Annotated in this window: 12 protein-coding genes; 6 read left to right on the top strand and 6 right to left on the bottom strand. The window is 47.0% G+C overall.

Annotated features, from left to right (window positions below; genetic code table 11):
* Window positions 1-61: 61 nt before the first annotated feature.
* Window positions 62-1231, top strand: a complete 1170-nt coding sequence (locus HQ865_RS14930; RefSeq protein WP_173415660.1) for an MFS transporter — start codon at window positions 62-64, stop codon at window positions 1229-1231.
* A gap of 61 nt (window positions 1232-1292) precedes the next feature.
* Complete coding sequence (locus HQ865_RS14925) at window positions 1293-2087, top strand: DUF1835 domain-containing protein (protein ID WP_173415659.1); 795 nt, start codon at window positions 1293-1295, stop codon at window positions 2085-2087.
* 126 nt (window positions 2088-2213) lie between these two features.
* On the opposite strand, the gene HQ865_RS14920 is transcribed toward HQ865_RS14925, so the two are convergent.
* The gene (locus tag HQ865_RS14920; protein ID WP_173415658.1) at window positions 2214-3092 is read right to left on the bottom strand and encodes a cupin-like domain-containing protein; all 879 of its coding nucleotides are present in this window, start codon (window positions 3090-3092) and stop codon (window positions 2214-2216) included.
* Between the two features lie 254 nt (window positions 3093-3346).
* Window positions 3347-4555 carry a threonine synthase gene (locus tag HQ865_RS14915; protein WP_173415657.1) on the bottom strand — a complete coding sequence of 403 codons (1209 nt, stop codon included), beginning with the start codon at window positions 4553-4555 and terminating at the stop codon, window positions 3347-3349.
* Window positions 4556-4862: 307 nt separating this feature from the next.
* Here HQ865_RS14915 and pulA point away from each other — a divergent pair, with 307 nt between their 5' ends.
* Together pulA and HQ865_RS14905 are read left to right on the top strand one after the other, a co-directional pair.
* Window positions 4863-6815 (top strand): type I pullulanase, encoded by a 1953-nt coding sequence (pulA, locus tag HQ865_RS14910; protein WP_173415656.1) that lies wholly within the window; start codon window positions 4863-4865, stop codon window positions 6813-6815.
* A 3-nt stretch (window positions 6816-6818) separates the two neighbouring features.
* Window positions 6819-7349: a hypothetical protein gene (locus HQ865_RS14905; RefSeq protein ID WP_173415655.1), complete on the top strand. Its 531-nt coding sequence runs from the start codon at window positions 6819-6821 to the stop codon at window positions 7347-7349.
* A gap of 30 nt (window positions 7350-7379) precedes the next feature.
* On the opposite strand, the gene hemW is transcribed toward HQ865_RS14905, so the two are convergent.
* Both hemW and HQ865_RS14895 read right to left on the bottom strand, forming a co-directional pair.
* Window positions 7380-8510: a radical SAM family heme chaperone HemW gene (hemW, locus tag HQ865_RS14900; protein ID WP_173415654.1), complete on the bottom strand. Its 1131-nt coding sequence runs from the start codon at window positions 8508-8510 to the stop codon at window positions 7380-7382.
* A 24-nt stretch (window positions 8511-8534) separates the two neighbouring features.
* Window positions 8535-9647 carry an acyltransferase family protein gene (locus HQ865_RS14895; protein WP_173415653.1) on the bottom strand — a complete coding sequence of 371 codons (1113 nt, stop codon included), beginning with the start codon at window positions 9645-9647 and terminating at the stop codon, window positions 8535-8537.
* A gap of 155 nt (window positions 9648-9802) precedes the next feature.
* Here HQ865_RS14895 and HQ865_RS14890 point away from each other — a divergent pair, with 155 nt between their 5' ends.
* On the top strand, window positions 9803-12301 hold the full coding sequence (locus tag HQ865_RS14890; RefSeq protein ID WP_173415652.1) for an ATP-binding response regulator: 2499 nt from the start codon (window positions 9803-9805) through the stop codon (window positions 12299-12301).
* Between the two features lie 279 nt (window positions 12302-12580).
* Here the strand turns inward: HQ865_RS14890 and HQ865_RS14885 are convergent, their stop codons facing one another.
* Together HQ865_RS14885 and HQ865_RS14880 are read right to left on the bottom strand one after the other, a co-directional pair.
* Window positions 12581-13918 (bottom strand): sigma-54-dependent transcriptional regulator, encoded by a 1338-nt coding sequence (locus HQ865_RS14885; protein ID WP_173415651.1) that lies wholly within the window; start codon window positions 13916-13918, stop codon window positions 12581-12583.
* A gap of 109 nt (window positions 13919-14027) precedes the next feature.
* Complete coding sequence (locus HQ865_RS14880) at window positions 14028-14342, bottom strand: hypothetical protein (RefSeq protein ID WP_173415650.1); 315 nt, start codon at window positions 14340-14342, stop codon at window positions 14028-14030.
* A gap of 296 nt (window positions 14343-14638) precedes the next feature.
* Here HQ865_RS14880 and HQ865_RS14875 point away from each other — a divergent pair, with 296 nt between their 5' ends.
* Window positions 14639-14827: a hypothetical protein gene (locus tag HQ865_RS14875; protein WP_173415649.1), complete on the top strand. Its 189-nt coding sequence runs from the start codon at window positions 14639-14641 to the stop codon at window positions 14825-14827.
* Window positions 14828-14905 lie beyond the last annotated feature (78 nt).

The following is a 14905-nucleotide window of genomic DNA, read 5'->3' as shown; positions in this document are numbered from 1 at the left end:
TAGCATTCATTTGCATATCTGCACATCCACGCATTTGCACATTTTCCACTATTTTTGCGCCATGCCCCATCACGATGCCATCATTACCTACAAAACCCCGCGTAAGGCCCGCTTATCAAGCACCATATTTTATTTTATATCCGGGTTCGGTTATTCGGCATGGGCGTCGCGCATACCATCTATACAGGCGCATCTTCACTTAAACGAGGCTCAACTGGGGGCAGTACTATTTGCTATGCCGGCCGGGTTAATGCTCACCATGCCGGTCACAGGGCAACTGCTTAGCCGTTTTACCAGCCGCAGCATTATGCTTTCGGGGGCCCTTGTATTTAACCTGATGCTGATATTGATGGGTTTTGCGACTCATACCTGGCAGGTGGTAACCATATTGTTTTTCTTTGGCTCATCACGAAATTTATTCAACCTGTCGCTCAACGCACAGTCGGTAAGCGTTCAATCGCTGTACGATAGGTCTATCATGACTTTTTTCCACGGAATATGGAGCATGGCCGGTTTTGCCGGGGCGGCGGTAGGTTACCTGATGGTGATGTTTAATATTGCCCCGAACTGGCATTTTCCGGGCGTAGGGATTGCCATGATTGTAACTGCGCTATTGTTTTTTCCGGATACGATTTACCATAAACCATCGGCGCAGCAAAAAAAGCCGGTGTTTTCCCTGCCCGATAAATTCCTGCTCAAGTTCGCCCTGATATGCTTTGCCTGTATGGCCTGCGAAAATACGATGTACGATTGGAGCGGCATCTATTTTGAAAAAGCGGTGCATACCAGCAAACATGCTGCTACAATAGGTTTTGTATTTTACATGGTAGCCATGACCATCAGCCGGTTTGTTGGCGACACCCTGGTGAACTGCTACGGTGTGAAGTCGATTTTATATTATAGTGGCTGGCTTACCTTTGCTGGTATGGCTATAGCATCGCTGATACCATATCCTGTGATCGCCTGTGTCGGTTTTGTATTGACTGGGGCCGGGGTATCGTGTGTGGTGCCGCTGGTGTTCAGTATGGCGGGTAAATCAAAAACCATGAGCGGCGCGCTGGCCATCGCGGCCATATCAACTATTGGGTACCTGGGGTTTTTGCTGGTGCCGCCTTTGGTGGGTTTTGTAGCGCAGGGGCTGGGCTTAAGGGTTGCTTTTGGAATGATGTCTGCATTCGGCCTGCTCATTGTGTGGATGGTATCATTAATAAAGGAAGAAGAACAAGTGTAACAATTACACAATAATAGGCTCTAAGTTTAAATCACTCAAAAAAAAAACTGATCTGTAATATATGAGCACCCTGCACATCCTCAACGGCGACTCGACCTTGTATGGTTTTAAGCAAACCAGTATCGATGGCGATACCATGGTTTGGCGCGAAGTTTTATCCGAAGGCCCACTGGAAATGAACATCGGCGCTGCCCACTTTTGGGAAACCCGCTGCCAGTGGATCTGCAAAACATTCGACGATAACGATATGGACTACCGCCGGGATATGGTAGACCACCTTGCCCAGTTAACCGAACCGCACGACGAAATTAACCTGTGGTTCGAGTACGATCTGCACTGCCAGAGCAATATGCTGGGCGTGATGAACTACCTGCACCAGTTAACCGACTTATCGGCACCGAATATTTACCTGATCAGTCCGGGCGAGTTTCCCGGCAAGCCCGATTTTGCCGGCATGGGCGAACTGAACGGCGAAGAGCTGCAATACCTGTACGATAACATCCGCTTGCAACTAAGCGAAGTGGACTTTACCATTGCCGCCGAAACCTGGGAAATGTATGTAAAACATGATGCTGAACATTTGGAGCAGTATCTTGCTAATACCCAGTTTTGGGGGAGCCTGCATTTGCTGAAGCCCGCTTTACAAGCCCACCTAAAGCGCCTGCAACTGAATGAAGCCGGTTTGAATTACGTTGAACAAAAATTGCTGGATATTTATAACAGCGGCATCACCAAATTTCAGGATATGTGTATGAAATTTTGGGAAACGGAAAAAATATACGGCATGGGCGACCTGGAGATTGGGCTTTATTTGCAGCGGTTGAAAGAGAAGGTTGGTTTGCCGGAACTTTCGTAACACATTTATAAATAACTTGTCATTGCGAGCGATAGCGCGGCAATCTCGTAGCTGGTTTACCCGCGAAGAGATTGCCACGTCGCTCCATCGCGCATCCCCGGCTTGCTTTACAGCAATGACAAGAAACTACGGCTTAGCGTTTTCCAGCGCTCGGTTAGCCCGCTTAACAGCCAGGCGCTCCTTCCAATCCATATATTTCACCCTGAAATTCTTCTTCATCACATCATCAAACTTACGCTGGATAGTGAGGTTATACAAACTTTTAGCCTTCACCACCCACGATTTATCCCAGGCCCTTAGCGAAATAGAGAACGAACCATCAAGGTACTTCATCCAATGCCAGTAACCGGTAGGCATAAACAAGGTATCACCGTGCTCAAGAAAAGCTTCCTGCCCTTCAATACCATCTAAAGCCGGGAATTTTTCAAAATCCGGGTTCTCAATATCATAGTCTTCCAGCGCGTAGGTAGCAAAGGGGATCCGGTACAGGCGCTCACTCCATTTGTTGTCGAATAGAATCACATGCTTACGCCCATTAAAATGAGTATGAAAGATGTGCGCCAAATCGATATCGTAATGTAAAAACGTAACCGAACCGGCGCCGCCGAAGAACATGTTAGGATATTTGTCAAGGAAACCACCCATCAGGTCTTTGGGGGCAACGTAATCATCCAGCAGGGCCGGCGCTTGTTTGATCGGATCGAACAGGAAGATACGAAGATCGGTAGGCTGCTTTTGGATCAGGTCGATATAATCGGCAAACTTCATCTCCGCAGCCGCAGCGTTGATGGGTTTGGAGGGGTCGGCTTTTGAACTATCGTACAAGGGGACTGTCTTATCGCCAACAACTTCCTTTAAATACTCGAAGGTCCATTTTTGCAGGGCAGGCCAGGTCTCGGTAGCTTTTTGGATCACCAGCGGCCTGCGCGGGATTAAGTAATTATTAATAAAATCTTCCTTGCTGATATGATCTACCCTGTCAATAGGCGCCAGATTTAAACCCATATTCATATTAAATTAACATGGCAAAAATATAGCCGATTATAAAATCATCAAAACCGGGATATTGTTTTTGATATGGAGATGACAGTTTGTTGGGGGCGTGTTAACGGCGATTTAACCACAAAGTACACAAAGAAGCATACTGTTTATTAACACAAAGGGCACAAAGCTTTTTTACTTAATAAGTTATCAAAGCCTTTGTGCCCTTGGTGAAAAATCTTTGTGCCTTTGTGGTTAAATTGCCACATTATCACACTTCAGGATAGGTTCTCCAAATATTTATACCCGCTGCCGGTGTTGAGTAACAACACGGTCTCGCCATCGTGCAGCCAGTTGCTGGCTTTTAATTGCTTAAAGGCATGCCACAGGGCGGCGCCTTCGGGGGCTATCAGCATGCCTTCGTTGCGGGCTATTTCTTTCAGAGCTGCTTCCATATCGGCATCGCTTACGCTGAGGGCGTTGCCCTGGCTTTCGCGCAGTACCTTTAGTATTAACTTATCGGCATAAGGTTTGGGCACGCGCAGGCCGTTGGCTATGGTGAAGCCGCCATCGGTAAATTCGGATACGCTGTGCTCGCGGTGAAAAGCTTTAACAATGCCGTTGCAACTGTCCGACTGTACGGCTACCATCCTTGGGCGATGGCTGTCTATCCAACCCATGCGTTCCATCTCGTCAAAGGCTTTCCATATGCCCAGCAAGCCGGTACCGCCGCCGGTGGGGTATAGTACCACATCGGGTAGTTGCCAGTTAAACTGTTCGGCAATTTCGTAGCCCATGGTTTTTTTGCCTTCAAGGCGGTAAGGTTCTTTAAGGGTAGATACCTGGAACCAGCCGTTCTGCAGCGCTTCCTCGTTGGCCAGTTTACCGCAATCGCTAATGCTACCGTCAATTTCTACCAGGGTAGCTCCATACAGGCGGCATTCATCTTTAAATAGCTTGGGGGTGAGTTTCGGCATGTAAACTATCGCTTTAATCCCAGCTTTAGCCGCATAGGCTGCCAGCGCGCCACCCGCATTGCCTGCTGTTGGTGTGACAATGGTGTCTATGCCTAATTCTTTAGCCTTTGATACGGCCGCGCCAATTCCCCGTGCTTTGAACGAGCCGGTTGGGTTGCCCGCTTCATCTTTGATAAAAACGTTGATATCGCCTGCTATATGTTGCAGGTTTTGCAGGGGCAGGATAGGCGTGAAGCCCTCGCCAAGGGTAACAATGTTCCCGGTATCAATCACCGGCATTAACTCGCGGTAGCGCCACATGTTAGCCGGCCTGCCGGTTAGCATTTCTTTGGAAATTGTTCCGTCCAGTTTATATTCCGCAAAAAGCGATGAGTTGCAGGTGCCGTTATTACATACCGTTTGCACCGCCGTCGCCACATAGGTTTTGCCACATTCGGGGCAGCGTAAATGGGTGATCAATGATCCTGTTTCGGGGATAACAGTAGGGTGCGGGGTAGCGACGGTTAGCATGGCTGGTATTAATTATATTAATAATGGGCTTATAATTATTGGCAATCTTAGACAATAAAAAATAGCTTTTTGATATAAATAACACCAATTTTACAGAAAGTGTGCACGATATTTTTTAATAGGTTATTACTATAAATTATAGTGAGATTGCGCCGATTTAAGAATGATTTCACCGATGAAGAAATTATAAGAAGAAAAATCTGTGAAATCATTCTCAAATCGGTGTAATCAACATGTAAATTAGCTTATCAAACCAATCTATTCAGACATGTTACTTTCACGCTATAAAATATCGTTGTGTTTAATAATGGCGCTTTCTTTGTTTTCGTTTCGCCCGCAGCATGATATGGCTGCCTTGCCGGCTTATAGCGGTACCGATCTGGGGGTAAGCTACACGGCTGCCCAAACCCGTTTCAAAATATGGGCGCCAACGGCAGGCACTGTTAAATTGCGGCTATATGCAAAAGGCGATGGCGGCAAGGCGTTAAAAACTATCGATATGGCTAAGGGCGTTAATGGCACCTGGCAAACGGTTATCAAGGGCGATATCCAAAACAAATACTACACCATCCAAACGCAGGTAGATGGCAAATGGCTGCTGGAATCCCCGGATATGTATGCCAAAGCAGTAGGCGTTAACGGCAAGCGCGGTATGGTAGTTAACCTGGCGGCCACTGATCCGGCCGGTTGGGTAGCCGATAAAAAGCCTGTGCAGAAGAATTTTACCGATATCATCATCTACGAACTGCACGTGCGTGATGCTTCTATCGCCGCCAACTCTGGTATTAAACATAAAGGAAAGTTTTTGGGCTTGACGGAGAGCGGCACCAAAAGCCCACAAGGCGAGGCTACCGGGCTTGATCATATTAAACAATTGGGTGTAACGCACGTGCACCTGTTGCCATCGTTCGATTATAATTCGGTTGATGAAAGTAAGAACGCGCCGCAATACAACTGGGGTTATGACCCGCTGAACTATAATGTGCCCGAGGGCAGCTACGCTACCGATGCGTATAACGGGCAGGTGCGTATCCGCGAATTTAAACAGATGGTGCAGGCCATACACCGTAAGGGCTTGCGGGTGATATTGGACGTGGTGTACAACCATACCGCCGATGTTGACCACTCGAACTTTACCCAGGCGGTACCGGGCTATTTTTACCGCCACAATGCCGATGGCAGCTACGCTAACGCTACGGCCTGCGGTAACGAGACGGCCAGCGAGAACGCCATGGTGCGTAAGTTCATGATCGAGTCGGTGGTGTATTGGGCTAAAGAGTACCATTTAGATGGTTTCCGGTTCGACCTGATGGGTGTACACGATATGGAGACTATGAACCAAATAAGCGCCGCGCTGCACAAGGTTGACCCGACTATTTTCCTATATGGCGAGGGTTGGACAGTAGGTGCAAGCCCCCTGCCTGAAGAATTACGTGCCGTGAAAAAGAACACCCTGAAACTGGATAAAATAGCCGCCTTTGGCGACGATATGCGCGACGGTCTGCGCGGCCCTTTTAACGATGTAAAACAAAAAGGCTTTGTAAGCGGCGCGCCAAATACGGCCGAAAGCGTGAAATTCGGTATCGTTGGCGCGGTGCAGCACCCGCAGATCAATTATAAACTGGTTAACTATTCAAAAGCGCCATGGGCTAAGGAGCCTTACCAAAGTATCTGCTATGTATCCTGTCATGATGATCCTACGCTATTCGACAGGCTGCGTTTATCTAACCCCACCGCATCTGAAGCCGACCTGATAAAAATGGACGAGCTGGCCAATGGCATCGTACTCACATCGCAGGGTGTAACCTTTCTGCATGCGGGCGAAGAGATGCTGCGCACCAAAAACCTTGTAGGAAACAGCTACAACTCGCCCGATAGCATTAACGAGTTGAACTGGAGCCGAAAATCGCGCTATAAAGCGGTGTTTAATTATTATCAGCAAATGATAGCGCTGCGTAAAAACCACCCGGCATTCCGGATGCCATCGGCAGCTATGATCCGCCAGCACCTGGAGTTTATAGATACCGGCGACCCGATGGTGATTGGCTACCAACTGAAAGATCATGCCAATGGCGATAAGTGGAAGAACATCCTGGTACTCATCAACGGCGATACCAAAGGCAAGGGCGTAAAGATACCTAAAGGCAACTGGGTGATGGCTGTTAAGGGTAGCCAGGTTAACGAAGAAGCAAAAGCTGCTTTTGATGCAGATGTTTTAGAGATGAAGGGTACTGCATTATATATATTATTCGAAAAATAGTTTATGAAACGCACCATAATAATAGCCTTTATTTTTATCGCCATACTGTTGCTCATCGACTATTTCGCATCGCAAAAAGTGCCTGTTGCGTCTGTTGCCAAAAAGCATCAAAAAACCGAATATGTCCCCTTAAAAAGGGAGCAATCTAAAGATACGCTTGTAGTGCGCGGTGAGCAGATGGTGTTTTTTATGCCCACACAAAAAGAGTTTGATGCAATGGTTGAAAAGGAGGGTGAGGATTCGGGGGCTAATGAAATGATGGGCGATTTTGATGAATATATGAGCCAGGTGATAGATTCATTAAAAAAGAACCCATGGCTAAAAACTACCATAACTCATAAACAGGTTGTTACGGTTGTTTTAGCGAACGGTAGGAAAGTTAATATAGATTGTACCAAAGATGATAATATAGTGGGCAGTATTTTATGTGATGGCAATAAAGAACCACAAGTTGATTATGGTGTTTCAACCTCGGATGACTATTGGGCCATGATTGATAATTATTATGGCCAGAAGCAAAAGCACGATCAATGATAGTGGCTATCCTGTCAGTCTTTAAATCCTTTAATCATGGTCAAAGAACAACTCCCCCGCCACATGATCCGCATACAACTTCCCTTCTTGTGTAAGGATCAACGTATCCCCATCGCGCAGCAACCAGCCTTTTTCTAAAAAAAGGGTAGCCTCTTTTAACAACATGGGTTTGGTGCCTGCCGCTATGGCTTCCAGCTTTTGCAGGTCGAGGCCCCACATGGTGCGCAGCGATGTCATGATGTATTCGTTCAGGCGGTTCTCTTCGGTAAGTAGCTCGGTCTCGGCGGGGATGGTACCTGTGCTGATGCCTTCTAAATATTTGGCATTGTTAGCGATATTCCACTGCCGGGTATCGCCGTTAAAACTATGTGCCGATGGGCCGATGCCCGCGTACTTTACCCCACGCCAGTAATTGGTATTATGGCGCGAGTAATGCCCCGGTTTGGCAAAATTAGAGATCTCGTAATGCTCAAATCCTTTTTGCTGCAAGGTATCCATCAGGATAATAAACTGATCGGCGCTTTGCTTATCGCTAACAGGCGGCTGCTTTTTGCTTTTGATGAATTTGGCCAAAGCGGTGCGCGGTTCAACGGTAAGCGAATAGGCTGATATATGTGGCACATCCAGCCCCAGCATGGTAGCTATGTTATGCTGCCATTTGGCGTCGGTAAGCAAGGGATAGCCATAGATCAGGTCGGCGGTAATGTTCTCAAAGCCGGCATCCTGCGCGCGCTTTACCGATGCTTCTGCTTCCTGCGCGTGGTGTGCGCGGTTCATCCATAGCAGGTCCTCATCAAAAAAAGATTGTATGCCAATGCTAAAGCGGTTAACGGGGGTTTGGCGCAAAGCCTGTATGGCCTCGCGATGCAGGTCGTCGGGATTGGCTTCCAGGGTGATCTCGGCATCGGCGGCAACGGTATGCAGGCTGCTGATGGTATCGATAATGGTATTGATCTCGCCTGCATTCAGTAAGGATGGCGTGCCGCCGCCAAAGTAAATGGTATGGATAGTTTCGCTATTAAGATAATCCTTTTGCAGGGCAATCTCTTTTATCAGCGCCTGCACCATCTCATCACGGTATTTTAGCGATGTGCTGAAATGGAAATCGCAATAATGGCAAGCCTGCTTGCAAAAAGGGATATGGATATAAATACCGGCCACGGCGGCAAAGATACAATTATGTACTTATGGATGGTTTAAAACCGCGGCTTTAGGGGCAACACGCCTGTTTTTAAATTGCAGGAATACTTTTTCAACGCAATGCCAGCTAAGCCAGGCCAGCAGGTAGGTTAGCGGTACCGCCAGCACAAACAGCCGCACCGGGCTAAGGTGTTTGTACAGAAAGTAGGTAAGCAATTGCTGAACAGGCCATGCATACAGGTACATCCCGTAAGAAAGGTCGCCTTTTTTGGCAAACGAATGGAATTTGATACGGGGATGAAACGCCAGGTAAAATACCAGGTAAGTACCCGTAAAAGGCAAAACCAGGTCGATAGCTTTTATCCAAACGCAGCTAATTACCGTTATTACAAATGCAATAAGCGCTATGCTATCAACGCGCCTGATTTTTTCTTTATATAAATAAAAACAGGCCCCGGCAAGGAAGTATACCATAAGCCTGGGGATCAGCACCGGGTCGACCACATATAGTAAAGCAACGGGGAAATGTTTTTCGGTAACTGCCGATGGAAAAAAGTGTTGTAATATCACAGCCACATAGATCACAATAAACGAGGCGACAATAGGCCACTTTTTGCCGATAAGCCATCGGAACAACAGCAGGGGCAATAGTAAATAGCAAATAAATTCGTACTCTATCGTCCATAGCGATTCGTTTAACTGGGCCTTCAGGGGCAGCCAGGTAAAGCATTGCCCGCCAACCGGTTTTTGCAGTGTGAAAATATTAAGGAGGAGCAGCTTTTTATCAATCGTTACAAAATAGTGCTTAAGGCTCGCCATCGAATGATCGGGCAGGGTGCCCAGCGGACCAAACAGCAATATGCTTAGTACAAAGGCCACAAAATAGCCGGGGTAGATGCGCAGGAACCGTTTTTTAAGGTATTTGAATATCCCGCCGCTGTATAAATAGCTCTGCAATATCAAAAAGCCGCTGATGATAAAAAAGAAATCTACCGCTATGCCGCCCAGATCTGTCTGGTTGCGGGTAAGTATCATGCCCGGTTCAATATCAAACAGTTTACCGTAGTAAATTACATAGCAATGGCTAAATATCACCAGCGTTGCCAAAAGAAAGCGCAGCAGGTCAAAGTTGTTATTCCTTAAATTTTCGGTTGTCATAAGGGTTTTCGGGCAAATTGCTATCGTCTGTTAATTAGATCCGGATTTAGTTTATCAAGGCAACAAGATACCAACTGGCAGCCTATTTTAATAAAACAAATACGCTTTTTTAGTGTTTCAAAACAGTCTGCTGCGGTAGGAAAGGGAAATACATTTTGCGCGTAAATAACTTCTTCACATCAGTTAAAGGTAAAATCGTTATTGCCGCCTTGCTGGCCTGCATGGCTTTGCTGATGGCATGGGTGATCAGCCGCGATACGTTCAGGGCCATGCTTACCGCGTTCGAGAACGTATCGGCACCCGATGATAAGCTGCGCCTCATTAACGAAATTTCCCGGGATGTATCGCGTATAGACCAGGCACAAAGCGCGCGCGATCTGAACGATCCATACCGTTACGATGTTTTCTCGGGCGAGACCAAAAGACTGGGCAAAAAGATAGATACCCTTAAGTACCTGTATGCCGATAAACCTAAACAGGTAAAGCGCCTTAAAACCCTGCAAAAGTTATTGCTGGACAGGGACAAGATCTACATTGATTATTTAAAAGTGCGCGAGCGGCTGGTGAATAACAGTTCGTTCTCGGCGCAGATACAATCGCTTAATAATATTGTGGATACAAAATCTGCCGATGCGGATAGTATGGTAACATCTACGGTGAAAAAAACATCCACCACTACTTTTTATCCTGATGATGCACCCTCTTCCGAAGAAGCTAAACCTAAAGGCTTTTTTAACAGGCTATTTGGGAAAAAGCAACCCGTTAAAAGGGATAATACACCCTATAGCGTAGTAAACGAGGAATTAAAAGTAACGCGCGATACCATCCGCAAAGCCATAAAAGACAGCCTGATCAGCGAACTGGATAAAGCCATACAATTGGTACAGGCCGGCCAGGAAGAGAAAAGCGCCCGGTTTGTGGATAGGGAAGCCATACTGATACGTTCGGGGGCACAGGTAATGCGCCAGATAGTAACCATACTAAGGCAAGTTGAGGCAGACGGCATTGCGCAAGTTGCCCTGAACAACAGCGCGGCCCGTAACGTTGTTGATAGCAGTATACGGCGCATCAGCATAATTATGCTGGTGTTTCTGGCCATCACGCTGTTGTTGCTGTACTTTATTTTAATGGATATTGCCCGCATTAACCGCTACCGTAAAGAGATAGAGCAGGCTAAGGAAGAAGCCGAATACCATAACATCGCCCGGCAAAGGTTCCTATCTAACATGAGCCACGAGTTGCGCACGCCCCTGCAATCTATCATCGGCTACTCCGAGCGGATAAACAGGCAACAGCATCCGCAAAAAAAGGATGTGGAGGCGATAGCGCAGTCATCGGCCCACCTGATGCAAATAGTTAACGAGGTGCTGGATTACAACCGGATAGTTTCGGGTAAATTCAACTTTGTGCATCAGCCTTTCAGGGTTACCGATGTGATTGACGAAGTTATTAATGTGATCGGCCCGCAGGCTGGGGATAAGCAACTCGCTTTGATCGTAAATAATAATATCAGCGAGACCTGGGTAAATGGCGATCCGTTCCGCTTAAAACAGGTATTGTACAATTTGTTGGGCAACGCCATTAAATTTACCGAAAAGGGGAGTGTAACACTGCAGGCAGATAACAAACGGGTGCCGGATGGCAGGCATTATACTTTTAGTGTTACCGATACCGGCATTGGCCTGAGTGTGCAGGACAGGGCGCGCATTTTTAACGAGTTTGAACAAGCTGGCAAACGTGTAGGCACAGGGCTTGGCCTTGCCATCAGCCGCGAACTGGTAGAACATCAGGGTGGCGATATCGAAGTAAGCAGCCAGTTGGGTAAAGGAAGCCGGTTCACCTTTCACCTTACCTATGCCAATGCCGAAGCGCCGGTTGCCGGACCGGAACCACAATTGGCTGACAACAATGCGGGTATAGAAGGGAAGATATGGTTGGTTGACGATGATCCTTTTATTGTAGATATCTGTGCCGATATTTTCACGCGGAATGGTATAGCCCATCATTGTTTCAATTCGCCGATTGATGTGCTGGGCGCTGCCTGGGACGATGCGGTGAACTATGTGCTGATGGATATCCGCATGCCCGAAATGAGCGGGGTTGAATTATGCCGCCGCCTGCTCGAGCGGGTACCTAAACATGTTAAACTCTTCGCGCTTACCGCGCAGGCTACGCCGGGCGAGCAACTTTATATCTCGAAACAAGGTTTTGATGCCGTATTGATGAAGCCTTTTAAAGAGGCTGAACTATTACGCTTTATAAAAAACGGCGGCGCGGATTTGCCCGATAACACTGCTAAACCCGGCTTTGATTTGGTCACCATTGAAAAAATGACCTTTGGCGATACCGGGCAAACGGCCAAAGTATTGGCCCGCTTTGCGAATGATAGCCTGGAAGATATTAAGCTGTTAGGCAGGGCTTTAGAAAAGCAGGATGCTGAAGAAACCGCGTTGATAGCGCACCGCATAGCCGGCCGAACCGCGCAGGTGGGGGCAAAGGAACTGGCCGGCAGTTTCCGCATGGCCGAAATGGAACTGAACCGCGATGGACAAATTACCACCGCCCGGTCCGAATATTTCTTAAAACTTTCAGCGCAATTGCATCAACTGACGCTTACCGCGCAGGAATATCAGTACCAGTCGTCGGTATCGTGATCTTAAGTGCTTTGCTGGTTTAAAATCATATAAAACGCTGTGAATGAGATGTATATGTGTGGTTGTTCATTCGCTGGATAAAAGGTTAACACTATTTTGGGTAAAAATCATATTTTTTATTTGTAAATATTTTATTATCAAATATTTACAAATACTTCAACATGCAAAATATGTTATATTGTGTTAACCTTTGCTTACGGGTAGATCCACCCGCCCATTGCTTCGCCCGGGCACCCGCTCTCCGCTGCGCGGAAAGAGGGTGCCATAACCTGTAGTCAGCTACAACCCGTATCGTTCCATCTTACTATAAAGCGTTTTCCTATCGATATTAAGCAGTTTGGCCGCTTTTGATTTATTGTATTTTACCTGTTGCAGGGTTTTTTGTATCAGCGCTTTTTCGTTTACCTCGTTCCGGGCTTTCAGATCAGATTCGGGGGATGCGGCAATCGGCGTTTGGTCGGGCGGGGTACTCCACAGCATTTCATCGGGCAGGGCGGCGGCTCCGGCTGTTTCACCCGTGGTGAGCAACACCATACGTTTGATCACGTTCTTCAGTTCGCGCAGGTTGCCGGGCCAGTCGTAACGATGCAATACTTCCATTGCCTCGGGCGAAATGTTTTGTACCTGCCGGCCTAACTCCGCGTTGGATAGCTGGATAAAATGCCGGATGAAGTTATCCAGTTCGTTGCCCCGTTCGCGCAGGGGCGATAGTTGGATCTTAAATTCGTTAACGCGATGGTAAAGGTCCTGCCTGAAGCTGTCGGCGCTGATGCTGTTCAGCAGGTCATCGTTGGTAGCGGCAATGATGCGCACATTTACGGGGATAGTCCGGTTGCTGCCCAGGGGCTGTATCACTTTTTCCTGTAGCGCCCTTAGGAGTTTTACCTGCACATCGTAGCTCAGGTTGCCTATTTCATCCATAAACAGGGTGCCATCATCGGCACTTTCAAAAAGGCCTTTCTTATCGGCAGCAGCACCGGTAAAAGCCCCTTTTGCATGGCCGAACAACTCGCTGGCTGCCAGGTCGCGCGATAACGCCCCGCAGTCGATAGCTATAAATGGCTTATCGGCGCGCTTGCTGTTTTGGTGGATCATTCGGGCTACGTATTCCTTGCCGGTACCGCTTTCGCCTTGTACCAATACGGCCATATCGGTTGGGGCAACCAGGTTAATGTATTCGTGCAGTTTATCGGCATAGGGGCTGTTGCCGCGTATAAATTGAGGGTGTTTCGTATCCGATTTTGTATCCGCGGGCTTTTTATCGGCCAGGGCCTCGTTCATCACCATCAATAACTCATCGGGGTTTACCGGCTTGGTGATATACTCCGATGCACCCGAACGGATAGCGCGGATGGCCGTGCGCACATCGTTAAAGCTGGTCATAATGATCACAGGTATTGCAGATCCTGTTTCGCGTATCTGGGTCAGCAGATCTAAGCCTGTTCCATCAGGCAGGCGGTAATCCAGTAGTATCAGCTGATAGGTATGTTGCTGCTGTAGTTTAAAGGCGTCTTTAATGCGCTGGGCGCTTTGCACTTTATGTCCATGCTTTTCAACAAAAAAGGTAAGCATTTGAGCAAAGGTGGTATCGTCTTCAACAAGCAGTATGTTAGCCATAGCGGGTAGCATGTAGGTAGCTTGCAAAAATACAAAAGCCGGGGCTAATATCCCGGCTTTTGTATTTCGTCAGATTTAAAATTATTGCCAATAAGCGTAAGCGCGAAGTCTATTGAACAACTTTTCCGTCTTTGTCTAACTTGATATATTTTTCCTCGGCATCCTTTTTAACGTTCACCTGGTAGTATTCTGTAGTGCCCGATTTTACCAGGAAGGCCGAAGTGGGGGTCCAAACCTTAAGTGCTTCGCTTGCCAAAGCGGTTTTTACAGGTGTGGGCAGATCTTCTAACTTAACAGGCGTTTTTTGCACGCTGTCCTGGCTGGCAACAACGGCAACATGCTGGTTATGAGAAATTGAATTTGCTTTAACTTTTGTAAGGCCTACCATAGCTAATGCCGCAGCGGCTAAGATCACTTTTTTCATAGTTGTTATTATTTAATGTTTTGAAATATGTTAAGCATGTTGGCATAACTGTACCAAAAATTTGATATATTATTAATATTCAGGTAATCAGTTATTTAGGGTTTTTGCAGTAAATTGCCTTTTGTGGAGTTATGCAACACTTTGTGGATAAACGCAACAATTTGCGGATACGGGTGTTGCTATTAACAAGCTTGCTATCCGGTTCATTTTATTGATCTTATGGTTTACCCTTGCATCGCAGCGGTAAAGTGGCAGGCTTTTCTGTATGGGTTTTATAAACTTAACAAACAAAAACTATGAGCAAACAACACATGAGTAAAGGCGACATGCTGAGATACATAGGCAATCACTTTGACGGCTTTAGAGAAGAAGAACCATATATGACCTTTTTAGGATACGATAGCAGCGGCTGGCTGGATATATGGGTAACCTACCAGGGCGAAGTTAAAATGCTATCGGTACATGATATTGAATTAGCCGCCTGATCGTTAGCCGTTTCCCGGTTAAATGAGATCTATTTTATAAAAGCATAACATACGGCAATCGCAAAAAACGGCGACTTA

The sequence above is a fragment of the Mucilaginibacter mali genome (assembly GCF_013283875.1).
GTDB classification, from domain to species: domain Bacteria; phylum Bacteroidota; class Bacteroidia; order Sphingobacteriales; family Sphingobacteriaceae; genus Mucilaginibacter; species Mucilaginibacter mali.
The sequence above is the reverse complement of the archived record's forward strand: the minus strand, read 5'-3'. Positions and strand labels throughout refer to the sequence as shown.